General features: G+C 69.4%; 15 protein-coding genes. 11 read left to right on the top strand and 4 right to left on the bottom strand.

Annotated features, from left to right (window positions below; all coding sequences use genetic code 11):
* Nucleotide 1 precedes the first annotated feature (1 nt).
* A complete protein-coding gene (locus tag NA3_RS07455) occupies nt 2-499 on the bottom strand; it encodes a winged helix-turn-helix transcriptional regulator (RefSeq protein WP_062962762.1) in 498 nt (165 codons plus the stop codon).
* The gene (locus tag NA3_RS07450; RefSeq protein WP_062962761.1) at nt 496-2,739 is read right to left on the bottom strand and encodes a molybdopterin-dependent oxidoreductase; all 2,244 of its coding nucleotides are present in this window, start codon (nt 2,737-2,739) and stop codon (nt 496-498) included. Before NA3_RS07450 ends, NA3_RS07455 begins: the two co-directional genes overlap by 4 nt.
* Nucleotides 2,740-2,892: 153 nt before the next feature.
* Between NA3_RS07450 and NA3_RS07445 the strand changes: the two genes are divergently transcribed.
* Entirely contained in the window at nt 2,893-3,687 is a 795-nt protein-coding gene (locus NA3_RS07445; protein ID WP_062962760.1) for a VOC family protein, read from the top strand.
* Between the two features lie 100 nt (nt 3,688-3,787).
* Entirely contained in the window at nt 3,788-4,630 is an 843-nt protein-coding gene (locus tag NA3_RS07440; protein ID WP_062962759.1) for a patatin-like phospholipase family protein, read from the top strand.
* Nucleotides 4,631-4,636: 6 nt separating this feature from the next.
* Here the strand turns inward: NA3_RS07440 and NA3_RS07435 are convergent, their stop codons facing one another.
* Entirely contained in the window at nt 4,637-6,217 is a 1,581-nt protein-coding gene (locus NA3_RS07435) for a glycerol-3-phosphate dehydrogenase/oxidase (RefSeq protein WP_062962758.1), read from the bottom strand.
* Between the two features lie 27 nt (nt 6,218-6,244).
* Nucleotides 6,245-6,850, bottom strand: a complete 606-nt coding sequence (locus tag NA3_RS07430; protein ID WP_084491299.1) for a TetR/AcrR family transcriptional regulator — start codon at nt 6,848-6,850, stop codon at nt 6,245-6,247.
* Between the two features lie 158 nt (nt 6,851-7,008).
* On the opposite strand from NA3_RS07430, the gene NA3_RS07425 reads away from it, so the two are divergent.
* The 9 genes from NA3_RS07425 (at nt 7,009) to rplU (ending at nt 19,795) form a co-directional block, all read left to right on the top strand.
* A complete protein-coding gene (locus tag NA3_RS07425; RefSeq protein WP_062962955.1) occupies nt 7,009-8,586 on the top strand; it encodes an FAD-binding oxidoreductase in 1,578 nt (525 codons plus the stop codon).
* Nucleotides 8,583-9,554, top strand: coding sequence for a diacylglycerol kinase family protein (locus NA3_RS07420; protein ID WP_062962757.1), 972 nt, complete (start codon nt 8,583-8,585; stop codon nt 9,552-9,554). Before NA3_RS07425 ends, NA3_RS07420 begins: the two co-directional genes overlap by 4 nt.
* A gap of 272 nt (nt 9,555-9,826) precedes the next feature.
* Complete coding sequence (locus tag NA3_RS07415) at nt 9,827-12,529, top strand: valine--tRNA ligase (protein ID WP_062962756.1); 2,703 nt, start codon at nt 9,827-9,829, stop codon at nt 12,527-12,529.
* Between the two features lie 50 nt (nt 12,530-12,579).
* Nucleotides 12,580-14,004: a bifunctional tetrahydrofolate synthase/dihydrofolate synthase gene (gene folC / locus NA3_RS07410; protein WP_439956170.1), complete on the top strand. Its 1,425-nt coding sequence runs from the start codon at nt 12,580-12,582 to the stop codon at nt 14,002-14,004.
* 165 nt (nt 14,005-14,169) lie between these two features.
* Nucleotides 14,170-14,511 (top strand): DUF4233 domain-containing protein, encoded by a 342-nt coding sequence (locus tag NA3_RS07405; protein ID WP_082857361.1) that lies wholly within the window; start codon nt 14,170-14,172, stop codon nt 14,509-14,511.
* Nucleotides 14,512-14,556: 45 nt separating this feature from the next.
* Nucleotides 14,557-14,958, top strand: a complete 402-nt coding sequence (ndk, locus tag NA3_RS07400) for a nucleoside-diphosphate kinase (protein ID WP_039777040.1) — start codon at nt 14,557-14,559, stop codon at nt 14,956-14,958.
* 410 nt (nt 14,959-15,368) lie between these two features.
* Complete coding sequence (locus NA3_RS07395; RefSeq protein ID WP_062962755.1) at nt 15,369-15,566, top strand: hypothetical protein; 198 nt, start codon at nt 15,369-15,371, stop codon at nt 15,564-15,566.
* A gap of 127 nt (nt 15,567-15,693) precedes the next feature.
* Nucleotides 15,694-19,143, top strand: coding sequence for a translation initiation factor IF-2 N-terminal domain-containing protein (locus tag NA3_RS07390; RefSeq protein WP_062962754.1), 3,450 nt, complete (start codon nt 15,694-15,696; stop codon nt 19,141-19,143).
* A gap of 340 nt (nt 19,144-19,483) precedes the next feature.
* Nucleotides 19,484-19,795 carry a 50S ribosomal protein L21 gene (gene rplU / locus NA3_RS07385; RefSeq protein WP_030512746.1) on the top strand — a complete coding sequence of 104 codons (312 nt, stop codon included), beginning with the start codon at nt 19,484-19,486 and terminating at the stop codon, nt 19,793-19,795.
* Nucleotide 19,796: the final 1 nt, after the last annotated feature.

The following is a 19,796-nucleotide window of genomic DNA, read 5'->3' as shown; positions in this document are numbered from 1 at the left end:
CTCAGGAGGTGAATCGCCCGCTGCGCACAGCGCTTTCGCGGTGCTGCGGCGGAAAGCCCGGCCCCAGCCGAGCCGAGACGTCGGCGTGCCGCAGGGGCTCTCCGCACTGCGCGCACACCACTTCGGCGTGGGTGTCGTGGCCGCAGGTGTCGTGGTGGACGACCACCGGCGGTCCGGCGTCCGGAGCGAGCCAGCGGTCACCCCAGCGCATCATGGCGGTGAGCACCGGGAAGAAGTCGCGTCCCTTGTCGGTGAGGCGGTATTCGTAGCGGACCGGACGATCCTGATAAGGGACCTTCTCCAGCATCCCCTCCTCGACCAGCCGCGTCAGACGCTGGGTGAGGACATTGCGGCTCAGGCCCAGCGTGCGTTCGAAATCGTCGAAACGCGTTGTGCCATAGAAGGCTTCGCGCAGCACCAGCGGCGTCCACCAGTCACCGATCAGATCGACCGTGCGGGCGACCGAACAGGGCCAGGCGGCGAAGGTGGTGCGCTTCATGCCCCCACCGTATCGATCCGGGCGGGCACGTACTTGTGCCACGGGGTGCCGGCCCATTCGTCGCGAGCGTCGAAGGCGGTCAACTCGTTGGGGGCCGCCCCGCTGGTGAGGACCTCGCCCGCCTCGACGACGGACAGCCCCAGGCCGTTGGGCAGCGACAGATGGCCGCTGCGCATGCGATCGGTCGGCTCGACGGTCACCTCCGTACTGCCGGTGCGGGTTCTGAGCCGCACCCTATCGCCGGAGGTCAGGCCCAGCCGGAGGGCGTCGGCGGTGCTGATGCGCAGCGCACCTTCCGGATCACGTTTGCGCCAGGCCGGATCGCGCATGATGGTGTTGGCGGTGAAGGCACGCCGCTCTCCGGCGGCCAGGACGAACGGCCAGTCGCGGTCCTCGTCCGGTTCCGGGAGTGCGGCCAGCGCCGACAGCAGTTCCGGGACGGCGAGCCGGACGAGGCCACCGCGCACCCGGTTCCAGGTCTCGTCGAACTCGTCGTCGGTGATCACGACGCCGTGCTCGCCGGTGAGGATCGCCTCGAACAGCCGCTCCCCGGCGGCGAGGCCGGTGCCGTAGCCGGCTCGCTCCACGCCGGCCGGGTTCTTCCGGGCGCAGGTGTACGCGGCACCCCACAGCACCGCGGCGGCAGCCGCGCCGCCGGGCAGCGTCGGGCCGAGGGTGCGGTAGAGCAGGATCGGAGCCAGCTTCGCCTTCGCCGGATCGGCGAGGACGCCCAGAAATGCCATGGCGAAGGCCTCCCGGCCCTGCTCGAGTGCCGCGCGCAGCGGCCGGTAATCGTCGTCGGTCAGGACGCCGGCCGCTTCGACCAGCCGGGCATGGATCTCGGGCTCGGCGAGTACGCCCGCCGGAGCCGGGAGCACCGGATGCCGGAGATGGAAGATGTTGCGCGGGAATTCGAAGTTGAAGAAGGTCGCCTCGTACTTCTCGAACTGGGTCGGCGCGGGCAGGACGTAGTCGGCCGCGCGGGCGGTTTCGGTCATCGCCACGTCGATGACGACCACGAGCTCCAGCGCTGCGAGCGCATCGCGCATCCGGGGCGAATCCGCCAGGGAGTGAACGGGATTGGCACTTTCGATGATCATCGCGCGATAGCGGGCGGGATGGTCGGTCAGGATCTCCTCGGTGATCACATTGCACGGCACCAGTCCGCTGATGATGCGCGCGCCCACGACCGGGCTGCGCGGACCGGAATCGGCGGGATGGCCACGATCGTGCCCGATGGCCGCCATCCCGGAAAAGGCATACTGCGTCCCGGGTTTGCCCAGGTTCCCGGTGAGCAGCCAGAGCAGTTTCTCGACGTAGCTGACCAGTGTCGAATGGCGGTTCATCTGGACGCCGAGGTCCTCGAGCGCGGCGACCGAGTCCGCCGCGGCCAGGCGACGAGTCGCTGCGGTGACCAGATCGATCTCGACATCGGCCAGGGCGCAGTACTTCTCGATCGGCACCGTGCGCAGGACCGCCGCCACCTCGTCGAAACCTTCGGTGCGCGCGGCCAGCCAGTCGTGGTCGACCAGGTCGTCGCGGACCAGGATCGCCGCCATCGCCGCCAGCAGATAGATGTCGGTGCCCGGGCGCAGTTGCAGATGGAAATCCGCCAGTTCGGCGGTCTCGGTGCGGACCGGGTCGAGCACGATGATCGACCGCTGCGGATCGCGCGCCATCTCCTTCAAGACCGAGCGGGCGCGCGGGAAACCGTGGGATTGATACGGATTCTTGCCGATGAACAGAGCCACTTCGGCATGTTCGACGTCCGAGCGGACCGGATGTCCGGTCATTCGCGCGCCGACCCAGAAATCGCCGGTCTTCTCCTGGGCCAGCGCGCTGGATCGATAGCGCATGCCGTAGGCGGCCATGGTGGCCGGAGCGTAGGCGCCGCCGAGATGATTGCCCTGGCCGCCGCCACCGTAGTAGAAGATCGATTCGCCGCCGTATTCGGCGCCGATCTCGCGCATACGCGCCGATATCTCCGAAATGGCGGTATCCCAATCGATTTCGGTGAACGAGCCGTCGGGGTTGCGGCGCAGCGGCGCGGTCAGGCGACCGGTGCGACCGTTCTGGTACCGATCCAGTTGCAGGGCCTTGTTGCAGGTGTAGCCCGCCGACGAGGGATGCAGCTTGTCGCCGCGAATCTTGTCGAAGCTGCGGCCGTCGGCGCCGAGCAGCACCTGGATGCCGCAGTTGCACTCGCACAGGATGCATGCCGTCGGATGCCATTCCGTCATAGAGGCAGCGTAGAAGAGTTAGTTCACAAACGCTACCCACAGATCAGGCCGATCGTCGCCGCGTCGTGCCAGGCTTGGAGACGGGCCGATGAGTTTGTCCGTTCGGCGCCGTCGTACCGGTGAGAGAACGCAATCCCATCCAGAGGAGCGAGCATGTCCTACACCTTCGAACCCGGAGACCCGTGCTGGATCGAACTGTTCACCGCCGACACCGATCGAGCCGTCGATTTCTACGGTGAGTTGTTCGGCTGGACCGCCGAGAGCGATGAGCAGTACGGCGGGTACATCACCTTCCGCAAGGACGGCAATGCCGTCGCCGGTGGGATGCGCAACGACGGCTCGGACGGCGCGCCCGATCAGTGGACCGTGTACTTGACCAGCGTCGATGTCCACGCCACCGCCGCCTCCGCCGCCGATCACGGCGGCCGGGTCGTGGTGGAGCCGATGGCCGTCGGCGACCTGGGCAGTATGGCCGTCCTCGCCGATCCGTCCGGTGCGGGCGTGGGTGCGTGGCAGCCCGGCGTCCATCACGGTTTCGGTTCCTTCGGCGTCGCCGGTGGCGGTACGTGGAGCGGGCACGTCGGGTACCCGTCGTGGTTCGAACTGCACACACCGGCCTATGCCGAGGCGCTGAAGTTCTACCGCGAGGTCTTCGGCTGGCGCGATCCCTTCACGGTCGGCGATTCGCCCGAGTTCCGGTACACGACAATCCATTCCGCGACGCCGATGCTCGGTGGCGTGATGGATTCGGCGGCGCACCTGCCCCCGGGATCGCCCGGCGGGTGGCGGATCTACATCGGCGCCGAGGACGTCGACGCGACGGTGAAACAGGCGGTGAGCCTGGGCGGTTCGGTCGAATTCGAGGCCCAGAACTCGCCGTACGGCCGCTTGGCCGCCCTGCGCGATCCGAGCGGTGTCGCGTTCAGCGTCGGTGGTAACGCGTCCTGACACGTCATTACCCGGCCGGTAATCGCGCCGGAGGAATGGTCGTCGCTACCGTCGACGTTGTCCCGAGCGGTCGGGAACGCGCAAACGAAATGTGGGAGCGATGATGTCGGACGAACGGGCGCTGGTGATCGGCGGCGGTGGGGTGGCGGGTATCGCCTGGGCGAACGGCGTGATCGCCGGGCTGGCCGACGCGGGCATCGATCTCACCGCCGCCGATGTGTACATCGGCACGTCCGCGGGCGCCAATGTGGCGGCACAGCTGACCAGCGGGCTGACCCCGGAGGAGCTGTTCCGCCGCCAGATCGACCCGTCGTTGCAGAGTGCAGAGATCGTGCCGGAGGGCAATCCGCTCGAGGGGGTATGGGAGACGATCAACCAGATAATCGCCGAGAGCGGCGGGGATATGGCCGTGGCTCGGCAGCGACTCGGTAACCTCGCCCTGGCGACCGAGACGGTGCCGGAATCCGCCCGCCGCGCGGTGATCGAATCGCGGCTGCCGGTGCACGAATGGCCCCGGAAGCGGCTGCTGATCACCGCCGTCGACGCCGGAACCGGTGAGCCGCGCATCTTCGATCGGGACTCCGGGGTCGCACTCGTCGACGCGGTCACCGCCAGTTCGGCGGTGCCGCTGGTCTGGCCGCCGCACACCGTCGACGGCGTGCGCTATACCGACGGCGGCGTGCGGACCAGTGCCAACGCCGATCTGGCGGCCGGATTCGACCGGGTGCTGATCGTCGCTCCGCTGCCCGATCCGGCGCTGGACGGCGAGATCGCGGGCCTGGCCGAACGGGGTGCGCGGGTGGAATCGATCGTCCCCGACGAGGCCGCGATGGCCGCCTTCGGGGCGAATCCGCTCGACACCGCCTCCCGCGTACCGTCGGCGCACGCCGGTCGGGTGCAGGGCAAGTCGGCGGCGGCCCGGATCGCCGAGCTCTGGCGCTAGGCGGCGTCAGGCGTCGCTCGCGGCGAGCACTTCCCGGGCGGCCGGAAGGGCGGCGGCTCGGTCGCTGTCGACCAGGCCGATCCGGGTGCGTCGATCCAGCAGGTCGCTCTCGTCCAGTGCGCCCTCATGGGTTGTCGCATAAGCGAATTCGGCGCGCAGCACGTCGATGCCGGGCGCGACCGGTTCGGCGAGGCTCGGGTTGTCCCGCAGTGCGGCGAGCACTCGAGTGGCCTGATCTCCGTACCGTTCGACAAGCGCCACGGGGGCGGCGATCCGGTCGCGCGCACGTCCGGATACCGCTCCCACCAGCGGAATCCGTTTGGTCCGGCAGGGCGCTGCGGTCAAACCGGCGGCGGCCACGGCGGCGTCGACCGCATCCTCGGCCATCTGCCGGTAGGTGGTCAGCTTCCCGCCGACGATGGTGATCGGGCCGCCGGGGGAGTGCAGGACCGCGTGTTCGCGAGAGATGTCGGCGGTGGAATTCTCCGCGGTGCGCAGCAGTGGCCGCAGGCCGGCGAACGATCCGCGAATATCGCTGCGCCGCAACGGTTCCCGTAGCACTGTGTTCACCGTGTCGAGGAGGAAATCGATCTCGGAGTCGGTGGGCTTCGGTTCGTCCGGAACCGGGCCGGGTGCGTCCTCGTCGGTCAGGCCGAGATACACGCGGCCGTGCGCGGCCGGGAAGGCGAAGACGAAACGGCTGGTGCTGCCCGGAATCGGCACGGTCAGCGAGGCGGTGAGCCCGCCGAAGGCCGTGGCGTCGAAAACCAGGTGGGTGCCGCGGCTGGGTCGCAACTCGATGCTCGGATCGACCCGGTCGGCCCACACCCCGGCCGCGTTGATCACCGAACGTGCTCGGACGGACAGGGTTTCACCGGTCAGCACATCGTGCAGCACCGCGGACTCGCCGGTCACCTGCTCGGCGCGTACGCGGGTGAGCACGCTCGCGCCGTGCGCCGCGGCGGTGCGCGCGATCGTCACCACCAGCCGCGCGTCGTCGACGAGTTGACCGTCCCAGGCCGTCATCCCGCCGCGCAACCCGGCGCGGCGCAGTGTCGGCGCGAGCCGCAGCGCCTCGGCCGCGGCGACCCGGCGCGATCGCGGCAGGATCTTCGGCGAGGTTCCGGCGCTGCGCCGCAGCACATCTCCGGCCAGGAAGCCCGCGCGGACCAGCAGTCGCTGCGGCAGGGAGCCATCGGAGAACGACGGGACCAGCTGCGGAATCGAGCGAGTCAGATGAGGTGCGGTGGTGGTGAGCAGGATGTCGCGTTCCACCGCGCTCTCGTGCGCGATACCGACCCCGCCGGAGGCCAGATAGCGCAATCCGCCGTGGACGAGCTTCGAACTCCACCGGCTGGTCCCGAAGGCCAGATCGTGCGCCTCCACCAGGACGGTTCGCAAACCACGGGCCGCCGCGTCCAGCGCCACCCCTGCGCCGGTGACACCGCCGCCGATGACCAGGACGTCGATGCGGTCCGCGTCGCCGAGCTCCTGCAATTCACGGCCGCGGCGGGCGGCGTTGAGTGCCGAATCGCCCGCGTTGTCGCCGGGCCCGCGGCCCGCCGTCGATGTGCTCTCGTCGAGCATGCGCTGTCTCGCTCTCTGTGTGTCGGACTAGTCGGTATCGGGGCGCAGGTACCGGTCGACGACGCGGGCGAGCTCGACATCGAGCCCGGCGTCGTCGAGCAGGTGGCTGACCGTGCTCGCCGACTGCACGGTGGACTGCCCGATCAGCAGCAGCATGGTGGCCAGGTGATCGGGATCGCCGGCCCGGATGGAACCGTCGCGCTGTCCCTCGCGCACGGCGCTGGAGAAAACCTGGATCAATTGCCGCTGGTTGCGGCCGAGCCGGCCGAACACATAGGTCAGCATCAGGTCGGTATCGATACGGAAGATCTTGGCGAACAACGGGTTCGAGCGGATCTCGGCCGCACCCGAGACGATGCCCTCCACCAGGCGCGCACGCGCCGGACCTTCGGTGGGAATGCTCGCCGCCACGATCTCGCTGAGCTCCCGGACCAGCAGGTCGGCGATCAGGGACCGAGTGTCGGGCCAGCGCCGGTACACCGTGGGGCGACTGACGCCGGCGCGCCGGGCGACTTCACTCAGCGTGGTCCGGCGGACGCCGAACTCCTCGACGCAGGCGCGTCCCGCCTCCAGGATCGCCACGTCGATGGCCGGCAACTCGCCGTCGGGGCCGGGGGATTCGTTGGGCTCCATCAACAACTCACCATCGATCTGTTCTCGTCATTGCGAACTACGTTCGTTACTGCTTGACAGTCTATGTCAGACTGTAACGCATGGTCGACACGCGACAGGACACATCCGAAGCACAATCGGAAAACTCGACGCCGGGCGAGTCGTCCGGACGTCCGAGTATGGTGTGGGACGCCTGGGGCATCGCCTCGGCGCATGCGCCGCTTCCGGACCGGATCCGGACGCTGGTGGCGCAGGTGTTCGGAGTGTCCGGGGAACCGGTGACCCGTCGTGATGAGGGCGACGTGCCGCTGCGGGAATCCGGATTGACGGCCACGCATCGAGCAGGGCTGTCGGCGGTGGTCGGCGCGGACAACGTGTCGGCCGACCACCGCGACCGGTTGCTGCACGCGGGCGGCAAGAGCACCCCCGATCTGCTGCGTCGTCGCGCCGAAGCGCCGCAGGACGCGCCCGACGCCGTCGTCTTCCCCGCCGACCACGACCAGGTGCTGGCCGTTCTCGCCTACTGTGCCGACCAGTCCATCGCGGTCGTTCCCTTCGGCGGCGGCACCAGCGTGGTGGGCGGCGTGGATCCCGCGCGGGGCCGCTTCGCCACCGTGATCGCCCTGGATCTGCGGCGACTCGACGGACTGTCCGACGTCGACCCGGTCAGCGGCACCGCGACCCTGGGCGCCGGACTGACCGGGCCGCAGGCGGAGAAACTGCTCGCCGGCCACGGACTATCGCTCGGGCATTTCCCGCAGAGTTTCGAATACGCCAGCATCGGCGGCTTCGCGGCCACCCGATCCTCGGGCCAGGCCTCGGCGGGATACGGCCGCTTCGACGACATGATCATGCGCTTGAAGGTCGCAACACCCACGGGCACAGTCGATCTCGGCCGCGCGCCCGCCTCGGCCGCCGGACCGGATCTGCGCGAGCTGTTCGCCGGGTCCGAGGGCACGCTCGGCGTCATCACCGAGGTGACGCTGCGGGTGCATCCGCTACCGGAGACCACGGCGTATCAGGCGTGGTCGTTCCCGGACTTCGCCACCGGCGCCGCCGCGCTGCGCACCGTGGTGCAGAACGGCGCGGCGCCGACCGTGCTGCGATTGTCCGACGAGGCCGAGACCGGGCTCAATCTGGCCCGTTCCGGTGATATCGGCGGCGCGCCGGTCAGCGGCTGCCTGGCCGTCACCACGTTCGAGGGCACCGAGGCCCATGTGGCCGCGCGCAGCGCCGAGGCCGCGGCCCTGTTGACCGCGGCGGGTGGCACCGCACTCGGTGAACACCCGGCGCGGGAATGGGAGCACGGCCGGTTCGCCGCGCCGTATCTGCGCGACGCGCTGCTCGACATCGGTGTGCTGTGCGAAACGCTCGAGACGGCGACCAGCTGGTCGAATGTCGAGCGGCTCAAGGCGGCGGTCACCACCGCGCTCACCGAATCGCTGGGTGCCCAGGGCACTCCCGCGCTGGTGATGTGCCATATCTCGCATACCTACCCGACCGGCGCCTCGCTGTACTTCACCGTCGTCGCCAAGCAGGCCGACGATCCGCTGGCGCAGTGGGCGCAGGCCAAACGCGCCGTCGGTGACGCCATCGCCGGACACGGGGGCACCATCACCCATCACCATGCCGTCGGCGCCGACCACCGGCCGTGGATGACCGCCGAGATCGGCGACCTCGGCGCGCGGATCCTGCGTGCGGTCAAGGATGCCGTCGACCCGGCGGGAATCCTCAACCCCGGCAAGCTGATTCCGTGACCGCCATCGGATCGGTCGCGCTGGTGACCAACCCGCAGTCCGGCCACGGCCGGGGTCTGGCGGCGGCCGCCGCGGCCACCGCCCGCTTCGCCGAGCGCGGCGTGCGGGTGCGCGAGATCCGCGGTGCCGACGCGGCGGAAACCGTTCGCCTCGTCCGGGATTCGGTGCGAGGTCCGGAGCGTCCGGACGCGGTCGTCTGCGCGGGCGGTGACGGACTCGTCTGCGTGACGTTGCAGGCCCTCGCCTCGACCGGGGTGCCACTGGGGTTGTTGCCCGGCGGCACCGGCAACGACCTGGCCCGGGAGCTGGGGGTGCCCGACGACGATCCGCGCGCCGCCGCCGATATCGTGCTCGACGGTTCCGTGCGCACCATCGACCTCGGCGCGATCGAATCCCGGCCCGATCCCGAACACGCCCAGGGATGGGTGGCCGGCATCGAACCCGCGGTCGCGCATCGGCCCATGCGATTCGCCACCGTCGCCGGCACCGGCTTCGACGCGCGAGTGACCTTGCGCGCCAACAGCATGCGCCGGCCGAAGGGCTCGCTGCGGTACTCCTTCGCCGCGGTGCCGGAACTGCTCGGCCAACTCGGGGTGCCCTACCGCATCGAATTGTCCGGGGAGCCGGGTTCGGCCGGTGATCGCGCCTTCGAGACCGAGGCCGTGATGGTGGCGGTCGGCAACACCCGGACCTACGGCGGGGGCATGCTCATCTGCCCCGACGCGATCGTCGACGACGGCCTGCTCGACGTGACCGTGGTCGGTGCCATGTCGCGGCTGCAGATGGTCCGCCTGCTTCCGGCGCTGGCCGCCGGCAAGCGCGTCGATCATCCGGCGGTCGGGCATTACCGGGCGCGCACGATCACCCTCACCGCCCAGGTACCGGCGACCGCCGACGGCGACCCGGCAGGGCTGCTACCGGCTACCTTCCGGACCGAACCCGGAGCGCTGGCGATACTGGTGCCGTGACCCGCCGCCCGCGGGCGGGGCGCGGCCTCCGCATCCCGGCGGCGAATCTGCGAGCATGCTGAGTGGCAAACCCACACCTGCACAACGGATTCGGGCAAAAGCTGAGAATTGCATATGGATTGGTGTATTGCGCCGATCCGGACGGTAGTCTCGAAGACGTGGGCGGGGTTTTCGGTGTCCCTCATCCGCCGAAACCCCCGCCCTACATCTTTCTCCGGCGCCGTGTGCAGGGCCGTGTCGAGCTCTCCTGCTCAACTCCGTAGAATCGCACGGTGACCAGCGCAGCCCCTGATAACTCGCGAAATCGTGCCGACGCCCTCCCCAAGAGCTGGAACCCCAGCGATGTAGAGGCCGACCTGTACGAGCGCTGGGTAGCGGCCGGTTACTTCACCGCCGACCCGGCGAGCGACAAGCCGCCCTATTCGATCGTGCTGCCGCCGCCGAACGTCACCGGCAACCTGCACATGGGCCACGCCTTCGACCACACCCTGATGGACCTGCTCACCCGCCGCAAGCGGATGCAGGGCTACGAGGTGCTGTGGCTGCCCGGCATGGACCACGCCGGTATCGCCACCCAGACCGTGGTCGAGAAGCAGCTCGCCGTCGACGGCAAGACCAAGGAAGACTTCGGCCGCGAACTGTTCGTCGACAAGGTCTGGGATTGGAAGCGCGAATCCGGCGGCGCCATCCAGGGCCAGATGCGCCGTCTCGGCGACGGCGTCGACTGGAGCCGCGACCGCTTCACCATGGACGAGGGCCTGTCCCGCGCGGTGCAGACCATCTTCAAGCGCCTCTACGACGCGGGGCTGATCTACCGGGCCGAGCGCCTGGTGAACTGGTCGCCCTCGCTCGAGACCGCCATCTCCGACGTCGAGGTGAAATACGAGGACGTCGAGGGTGAGCTCGTCTCGCTGCGCTACGGCTCGCTGAACGACGACGAACCGCACGTCATCGTGGCCACCACCCGGGTGGAGACCATGCTCGGCGATACCGCAGTGGCGGTGCACCCCGAGGACGAGCGGTACCAGGCGCTGATCGGCACCACCGTCTACCACCCGATCACCGGCCGCCAGATCCCGATCGTCGCCGACGACTACGTCGACCCCGAATTCGGTTCCGGCGCAGTGAAGATCACCCCCGCGCACGACCCCAACGACTTCGAGATCGGCCTGCGGCACAACCTGCCGATGCCGACCATCATGGACAAGACCGGCAAGATCGCCGACACCGGAACCGAATTCGACGGAATGGACCGGTTCGAGGCCCGGATCAAGATCCGCGAGCGGCTGGCCGACGAGGGACGCATCGTCGCCGAGAAGCGCCCGTACGTGCACAGCGTCGGCCACTCCGAGCGCTCCGGCGAACCGATCGAACCGCGACTGTCCATGCAGTGGTGGGTGAAGGTCGAATCGCTGGCCAAGGCCGCCGGTGACGCCGTGCGCAACGGCGCGGTGACGATCTACCCGGCGAGCCAGGAACCGCGCTGGTTCGAATGGGTGGACAACATGCACGACTGGTGCATCTCGCGGCAGCTGTGGTGGGGCCACCGCATCCCGATCTGGTACGGCCCCGAGGGCGAGATCGCGTGCGTCGGCCCCGACGAGCAGGCGCCGGAAGGCTGGGTGCAGGACCCGGACGTCCTCGACACCTGGTTCTCCTCCGGCCTGTGGCCCTTCTCTACCATGGGCTGGCCGGACGCCACCCCGGAACTGGCGAAGTTCTATCCCACCAGCGTGCTGGTGACCGGCTACGACATCCTGTTCTTCTGGGTGGCCCGGATGATGATGTTCGGCATGTTCGTCTCCGACGATCCGGTCATCGCCGCGGGAAAGGACCCCGGACACCAGCAGGTTCCGTTCGACGACGTCTTCCTGCACGGCCTCATCCGCGACGAATTCGGCCGCAAATACTCCAAGTCCAAGGGCATCGGCGTCGACCCGCTGCTGTGGATCGACGAATACGGCGCGGACGCAACACGTTTCACCCTCGCCCGGGGTGCTCAGCCGGGTAGCGACCTGTCGGTCGGTCCGCCGCACGTGCAGGCCTCGCGCAACTTCATCACGAAGCTGTTCAACGCCAGCAAGTTCGCGCTCATGAACGGTGCCGCCCCCGGCGAACTGCCCGAACGCGCCACCCTCACCGATACCGACCGCTGGATCCTCGACCGGCTGGACGAGGTGCGCGCCGAAGTGGACGCGGCCTTCGACCGCTACGAATTCGGCAAGGCCTGCGAGGCGCTGTACCACTTCGCCTGGGACGAACTGTGCGACTGGTACCTCGAATTGGCGAAGGTGCAGTTCGCCGAATCGGAGGAGCGGGCCGCGAGCACGCGCATCGTCCTCGGCAACGTGCTGGATTCGGTGCTGCGCCTGCTGCACCCGGCCATCCCGTTCGTCACCGAAACGCTGTGGCGGGCCCTCACCGAGGCCGGCGAGGACGACTCCCTGGTGATCGCCGCGTGGCCGCAGCCCTCGGGGGTCGCCACCGATACCGTTGCGGCGCAGCGCATCGCGGATCTGCAGAAGCTCGTCACCGAGATCCGCCGGTTCCGCAGCGATCAGGGCCTGACCGACAAGCAGAAGGTCGCCGCGACGCTGATCGGCATCGATGCCGCCGACCTCACCGGGCTGCACGCGGAGATCGCCAGCCTGGCCCGGCTCACCGAACCGGGCGCCGATTTCTCCGCGACCGCCGCGGTCGAGGTACGCCTGTCCGGCGCCACCGTCACCGTCGAACTGGACACTTCCGGCGCGGTCGACCTCGACGCCGAACGCCGCCGGCTGGAGAAGGATCTCGCCGCCGCGCAGAAGGACCTCGCCGCCACCAGCGCCAAACTCGGCAACGAGGCATTCCTGGCCAAGGCCCCCGACGAGGTGGTCGCCAAGATCCGCACCCGCCGCGAGGTCGCCGAATCCGAGGTGACCAGGATCGGGGCACGGCTGGAGCAGATCGCGGAGCTGGCGGCGAAGAAGTGAGCGACGGCGAAGGATTCGACAGCGAACCGCTCGCCGGCGGTGCGGACCGGCTGCGCACCGGTCCCTCGCCGGTGGACCTCGCCGAAATGGCGCTGGTCGAGGCCGAACTCGACCAGCGCTGGGGCGAAACCAAGATCGAGCCGTCGCTGACCCGCATCGCGACCCTGATGGACCTGCTGGGCTCGCCGCAGCAGAGCTATCCCGCCATCCACATCGCCGGTACCAACGGCAAGACCTCGGTCACCCGGATGGTCGACGCGCTGCTCACCGCCCTGCACCGGCGCACCGGCCGGTTCACCAGCCCGCATCTGCAACTGGCGACCGAACGCATCGCCATCGACAACGCGCCGATCACCCCGGCCCGCTACGTCGAGATCTACCGGGAACTGCTGCCCTACGTCGAGATGATCGACGCGCGCTCGACCGACGGCGCCCTCGGCGACGGACCGGGACCGCGGATGAGCAAATTCGAGGTCCTCGTCGCGATGGCGTATGCGGCGTTCGCGGAGGCGCCGGTCGATGTCGCGGTCGTGGAGACCGGGATGGGCGGCACCTGGGACGCGACCAACGTCATCGACGGGCAGGTCGCGGTGATCACGCCGATCGGCCTGGACCACACCGACTATCTCGGGCCGGACCTGGCCTCGATCGCCGGTGAGAAGGCCGGGATCATCAAGAAGTCGCCGGAGGATCTGCTGATTCCGCGCGACACCGTCGCCATCATCGCCGAACAGGATCCCGAGGCGATGGAGGTGCTGTTGCGGCGCGCGGTGGAGGCCGATGCCGCGGTCGCCCGTGCCGGATCCGAGTTCCGGGTGCTGTCGCGACGCGTCGCGATCGGCGGTCAGGTCCTGGAGATCCAGGGGCTCGGCGGGGTCTACGACGAGATCTTCCTGCCGCTGCACGGCGAACACCAGGCGCACAACGCGGCGCTCGCGCTCGCCGCGGTCGAGGCGTTCTTCGGCGCGGGGGCACACAAGCAGCTCGATATCGACGCGGTGCGGGCCGGATTCGCCGCGGCGGCCAGCCCGGGCCGGATGGAACGGATGCGCAGCGCGCCCACCATCTTCATCGACGCCGCGCACAATCCCGCCGGCGCGCGGGCCCTGGCGGCGACCCTCACCGAGGAATTCGACTTCCGCAAGCTGGTGGGTGTGGTCGCGGTGCTCTCCGACAAGGACGCGGCCGGCATTCTCGCCGCGCTGGAGCCGGTGCTGGACGAGATCGTCGTCACCACCAACGGCTCACCGCGGGCGCTCGGCGTCGACGAACTCGCCGACCTGGCGGTCCAGCGTTTCGGCGACGAACGAGTCGTCACCGCGAACACCCTCGCCGATGCGGTCGAAACCGCGATCGCCATCGCCGAGGAAGCGGGCGACGCCGGCGAACCGGTCTCCGGCGCCGGCATCGTGGTCACCGGCTCGGTGGTCACCGCGGGTGCGGCGCGCTCGCTGTTCGGCAAGGACCCCGCGTGAAGCAGCGGGCCGGAGGCGGTGGGAAGCTGGTGTCGAGGGCATTCGACGGGCCGGCGCGGAGGAGGCAACGTGGGTAGCGAGGACGATGTGCGCGGCGAGGCCGGCGCACCGAAGCCGGGTGTACCCGCGCCCGCGACCGACCCGTGGAAGGGTTTTCGCGGTGTGATGGCCGGTGCGCTGGTACTCGAGGCCATCACCGTGCTGCTGGCGTTGCCCGTGGTCGGGGCCGTCGGCGGCGGACTGAGCTGGTGGTCGGTGACCTACCTGGTCGGATTGGCCGTGCTGATGTTCGTCGGCTCCGGAATGCAGCGCCGCTCCTGGGCGGTGCCGTTCAATCTCGGCCTGCAGGTGCTGGTGCTGGCCGGCGGATTCATTCATCTGTCGATCGGCATCATCGGCGTCGTGTTCGCGGCGGTGTGGGCTTTCATTCTGGTTCTGCGCTCCGACGTCAAACGCCGCATGGACCAGGGTCTACTGCCCAGCCAGCGGATGCAGGGCTCGTCCTGACGGCTCGGTTCGGAGTCCGGTGGCAGCGCCGGTTAGAGTGTCGCCGTGACTGAGCAGACGTTGGTACTCATCAAGCCGGACGGCGTGGCCCGAGGCCTGGTTGGTGAGATCATCACCCGCATCGAACGCAAAGGCCTGAAGATCGCGGCCCTCAAGCTCGAGCAGGTTTCCGAAGAACGTGCCGCCGCCCACTACGCCGAACACGCCGACAAGCCCTTCTACGGCTCGCTGATCGAATTCATCACCTCCGGCCCGGTCGTCGCGGCCATCCTCGAGGGACCGCGCGCCATCGCCGCCTTCCGTCAGCTCGCCGGCGGCACCGACCCCGTCGAGAAGGCCGTCCCCGGCAGCATCCGCGGCGACTACGCCCTCGAAACCCAGTTCAACCTCGTGCACGGCTCCGACTCGCCCGAATCGGCGAAGCGCGAAATCGCACTCTGGTTCTAGGCTCTGTCTTCGGCCTCCGCGTCGCTCCGGCGGGTTCGCGGCCTCCAGTGCTCGCCGTTCGGTCACCGCTGCTTGCTCCTTCGTCGCGTACGCAGCGGTACCCGAACGGCGAGCCGGCCGCGAACGGTCGCTCGTACGACTCGCTCCGTGCGGGGCGCGATGGCGCCCGCAAAGTCCCGGTTGCCGGTTCACGAGCAGGTCGGGTGATCTTGTTGTGGTCGGTGGGGTTTCTCTCAACCCACCGTGATCATGTGCCTGCGGGTCGCGGTGACACTCCAGCGGGTGATCCGCATCCGCCGGAAAAGACCTACTCAGGTGTAGGAAAGTGCCGCCGGTGGGGCCCCGGAAACGGTGCGGACGCGCTCCGATGGCGTACCAGTGGGTCGCTGTGTGGGATACTGGAAGCGGATGTGATCGACGCCTACCTATCGGGGCAGGTGGCGAGCGCAACCGAATGGCACCGCGGCTCGACGCCGATCATCGCTGCCCCGGACGGTTACAAGACTCGGCTGTTCGGCGGCACGCTGGATGAGCGCTCGAGCTCAGGTGTGAAAGCCAACAGCCAGGCGCCGCGTGACCAGTTAGCCCGAACGACGTACGACAGGTGATAACCGGGCACGCGGGGCGAGACCATCAGACCTTGCGCCACAGGCGTGAGGCGAACGGACAGCGCCCCCGCGTCGGCCGCGTCACTCTCGTACGAGTGGGACGCGCCCGGGGGCCCGAGGAGATTTCGTGGCCGATCAAGAGCCGCAAGGAACATCGCAGAGCAATGGTGAATCCACCTCGACCGAGGTGGCCGGGGTAGGGGAGGCAGCGCAGTTGCCCGAACGTATCCGGGTGCACGCGCTGGCGAAACTTCTGGGAACCACCAGCAAGCGCATCCTTGCCCACCTGACCGAACTGGGTGCCGAAGCCCGCAGCGCCCAATCCAGCCTGGACCGGACCGTCGCCGAATCCGTGCGCGACGCGCTCGTTCCCCCACCGCCCGGCACCGGGCAACCGGTCGCCGAACCCACGACCGAGCAGGCCGAGACGCCTGCTCCCGCACCCGCCGAGAGTGCGTCCCCGGCGACCTCGTCCACACCCACCGCCGCGGCCGATACCGCGCAGACCGCCACCGCGCCGGATCCGGCCGGCCGGCCCGAGCCGAGCGAGTCCGGCGCATCCGCCGAGGTCGCCGACACCCAGGTCGCCGAAAGCGGGCAGGCCACCGGCGTCATCGAGAACGCCGGCACCGCGAATCCGGCCGTCGCGCCGGAATCGCCGGAAGCGCCCGCCGAGCCGGAATCGGCCCCTCACACTTCGCTGTTCACCAGCCCGTTCCAGCAGCCGGCCGCGCAGCCCGCACAGCCGGTCGTCTTCGAATCGGCCGGTATCGCGGCCGCACCGCTGTTCCTGCCGCCGGATGCCGCGGCCGCCGAGGAGATGCGCCGGCGCCGGCGCGCCGAGCGCGAGGCCGAAGCCGCCGAGAAGGCCGCTGAGAAAGCTACCGAGAAGGCCGCCGAACCCGCACCGGAGAAGGCCCCCGCGGAGCCCGAGACCGTCGCGGCGGAGACCGAGACCGAATCCGGCGCCGACTGGGACGACGACCAGTCGCGGGACGAGCAGGAAGACGGCGGTCGCTCGCGTCGCCGCCGCCGCGGTCGTCGCGGTCGCGGCCGGGGCCGGGGCGAACAGCACGCCGATCACGAGTCCGACGACGAGTCCGAGGACGAGGACACCGAGTCGCACGCCGACTCCGACGACTCCGCCGAGGAGACGGCCGCCGAGCAGACCGGCGAGGAGAGCGACGACGAATCGGGTTCGACGCCCGAAGGTTCCACCCGCCGTCGCCGCCGCCGTCGTCGCCGCAAGGCCGGCGAGGACAACGAATCCGAGCCCGCCGACGACGATCCGCCGAACACCGTCGTGCACGAGCGGGAACCGCGCAACAAGCGCCGCACGGTCGACGAGGTGCAGGGCATCAGCGGGTCGACCCGGCTGGAGGCCAAGCGGCAGCGTCGTCGCGACGGTCGCGAGGCCGGTCGCCGCCGCCCGCCGATCCTCACCGAATCGGAATTCCTGGCCCGCCGCGAGGCGGTCGACCGGGTCATGGTGGTCCGCGAGAAGTCGTTCCCGGCCGGTGAGCACTCGCATGTCGGCGCGACCACCCAGGTGGCGGTGCTCGAGGACAACATCCTGGTCGAGCATTTCGTCACCAACACCGGCACCGCGTCCATGGTCGGCAACGTCTACCTGGGCAAGGTGCAGAACGTGCTGCCCAGCATGGAGGCGGCCTTCGTCGACATCGGCCGCGGCCGCAACGGCGTGCTCTACGCCGGTGAGGTGAACTGGGAGGCCGCCGGGCTCGGTGGCAAGGAACGCAAGATCGAGCAGGCGCTCAAACCCGGCGACACCGTTCTGGTGCAGGTCAGCAAGGATCCGGTCGGGCACAAGGGCGCCCGGCTGACCACTCAGATCAGCCTGGCCGGACGCTTCCTGGTCTATGTCCCGGGCGGGACCTCGACCGGTATCAGCCGCAAACTGCCCGACACCGAGCGCAAGCGGCTCAAGGAGATCCTGCGCGATATCGTCCCCCAGGACGCCGGAGTGATCATCCGCACCGCGTCGGAGGGCGTGAGCGAGACCGAGCTGGCCCGCGACGTCGAGCGGCTGCAGGCCACCTGGAAGACCATCGAGAAGCAGGCCGAGAACGGGTCGGGCGCGCCGAAGACCCTGTACGAAGAGCCGGACCTGCTGGTGAAGGTGGTCCGGGACCTGTTCAACGAGGACTTCTCCAAGCTGGTCATCGAGGGTGATCGAGCGTGGACGACGGTCGAGAACTACGTCCGCACCGTTGCACCGGACATGCTGGCCCGGGTCGAGCGCTACGAGAACAACGGCGTGGACGTCTTCGGCAGTCTGCGCATCGACGAGCAGCTCGCGAAGGCCCTCGATCGCAAGGTGTGGCTGCCGTCCGGCGGCACCCTGGTCATCGACCGCACCGAGGCGATGACCGTGATCGACGTCAACACCGGCAAGTTCACCGGTTCCGGCGGCAGCAATCTGGAAGAAACGGTCACCCGCAACAACCTGGAGGCCGCCGAGGAGATCGTGCGCCAGATGCGGTTGCGCGATATCGGCGGCATGATCGTCGTCGACTTCATCGACATGGTGCTGGAATCCAACCGGGACCTGGTGCTGCGTCGCCTCACCGAGGCGCTCGGGCGTGACCGCACTCGCCATCAGGTGTCGGAGGTCACCTCGCTCGGCCTGGTCCAGATGACCCGCAAGAAGCTGGGCACCGGACTGGTCGAGGCGTTCTCCACCACCTGTGAGCATTGCCACGGCCGCGGCATCATCGTGCACAACTACCCGGTGGAGACCGCGCCCGCCGAGGACGGGGCCGGTCGCCGGGAAGGCCGTCGCCGCCGCAAGGACAAGGACCGCGACAAGGACACCAAGCCGGTGACCACCGCCGCGCCCGAGACCGCGGATTCGCATCCCGAGGAGGAGGCGGCCGCCAAGCGTGCTCATCCGGTCGCGCTCGCGATGGCCGCGCACCACGCCGACGACGAGGTGGCCGAGGCCGGTGCGCCGGTCGAGGCGAAAGCGGAGCCGAGGCCGCAGGCCAAGGAGTCGCGGGAGTCGCGCCGTGGCCGTGCCCGGGCCGCGGCCGCCGAACGTGCCGAGGCGGAAGCCGCCGAATCCGTGGCCGCGGGGCGGGACGGCTCCGAGCCGGCCGACTCGGAGCCGGTCGGCGCCGGATCGACCAGCACGGAGACCACCAGCACCGAGCCGGCCGCCACCGCGGCGAAGCCCGTGGTGACCGGACGAATCGGAGCGCAACGGACCGCGGACTCCGCGCCGGCTCCGGCCGAGGCGCAGCCGGTCCGGCAGGCACCCGAGGCTCCGCAGGTCCGCCCGGCAGCCGAAGCGCAGCCGGCCGAACAGGCAGAGGCGCGGCCGGCCGAGCAGGCTGCGGAGGCAGGTGCCCGTCGTGGCCGCCGCCGGGTGGCGCGCACCGCAGCGGCTCCGTCGACCGACAGCCGGGGCGCGGTATTCGTCCTGACCGACGCCGATCAGGACACCGCGCCGAAGTTCTCGCTCGACGAGCTGGCTCCGGCCGAGGTGACCCCGCGGCAGCGGACCCGTCGCCGGGCCGCCGGACGAGCCGCGGGCGCGCCGGAATCGCCGAACTGATCCGGGGCGTCGAACCGGAGAATCAGCAGCACAGGCCCCGCCCGCACGGCGGGCGGGGCGCCGCTGCGGATCGCGTTCGGAGTGGTGGCGACCCGGTTTGGTGCCGGGGGTGGCAGTCCTGTAATCTTGGACAGTCGCTGCCCGGTGACAGCACCGTGTTGTGTAGAGAAAACGCTGCGCTGTCATGAGATCCGGCTCGAAACGAGCCCTCCGGTGCGGAACAAGTACCGAGGCGGCGGTGACTATCAGACCAGTCGTACGGCGGTTTCCGGTGTCCACCGGCAGGCGGCCGTGTGAGCAGAGTGCCGAGCACTAGTTGAGGAAAGAGGGCAGCCGACCGATGGCAACGTACGCGATCGTCAAGACCGGCGGAAAGCAGTACAAGGTCGCGGTCGGTGACCTGGTGAAGGTCGAGAAGATCGAGGGTGAACCGGGCACGGCCGTATCGCTGTCGCCGGTGCTGGTGGTTGACGGCGCCGAGCTGACTACCGATGCCGACAAGCTGGCCAAGGTTTCGGTGTCCGCCGAGGTGGTCGAGCAGACCAAGGGCCCGAAGATCCGGATCCACAAGTTCAAGAACAAGACCGGCTACCACAAGCGTCAGGGCCACCGTCAGAAGCTGACGGTCCTGAAGGTCACCGGCATCAAGTAAT

It is taken from the genome of Nocardia africana NBRC 100379, from assembly GCF_001612635.1.
GTDB classification, from domain to species: Bacteria; Actinomycetota; Actinomycetes; order Mycobacteriales; family Mycobacteriaceae; genus Nocardia; species Nocardia africana.
The sequence above is the reverse complement of the archived record's forward strand: the minus strand, read 5'-3'. Positions and strand labels throughout refer to the sequence as shown.

Excerpts from the sequence above, each read along its gene's own strand:
- NA3_RS07450 (WP_062962761.1), bottom strand. The coding sequence starts at position 2,739 with ATGACGGAATGGCATCCGACGGCATGCATCCTGTGCGAGTGCAACTGC.
- NA3_RS07440 (WP_062962759.1), top strand. The coding sequence starts at position 3,788 with ATGATGTCGGACGAACGGGCGCTGGTGATCGGCGGCGGTGGGGTGGCG.
- NA3_RS07430 (WP_084491299.1), bottom strand. The coding sequence starts at position 6,850 with ATGGAGCCCAACGAATCCCCCGGCCCCGACGGCGAGTTGCCGGCCATC.
- rplU (WP_030512746.1), top strand. The coding sequence starts at position 19,484 with ATGGCAACGTACGCGATCGTCAAGACCGGCGGAAAGCAGTACAAGGTC.
- NA3_RS07425 (WP_062962955.1), top strand. The coding sequence starts at position 7,009 with ATGGTGTGGGACGCCTGGGGCATCGCCTCGGCGCATGCGCCGCTTCCG.
- NA3_RS07405 (WP_082857361.1), top strand. The coding sequence starts at position 14,170 with ATGGCCGGTGCGCTGGTACTCGAGGCCATCACCGTGCTGCTGGCGTTG.
- NA3_RS07445 (WP_062962760.1), top strand. The coding sequence starts at position 2,893 with ATGTCCTACACCTTCGAACCCGGAGACCCGTGCTGGATCGAACTGTTC.
- NA3_RS07455 (WP_062962762.1), bottom strand. The coding sequence starts at position 499 with ATGAAGCGCACCACCTTCGCCGCCTGGCCCTGTTCGGTCGCCCGCACG.
- NA3_RS07435 (WP_062962758.1), bottom strand. The coding sequence starts at position 6,217 with ATGCTCGACGAGAGCACATCGACGGCGGGCCGCGGGCCCGGCGACAAC.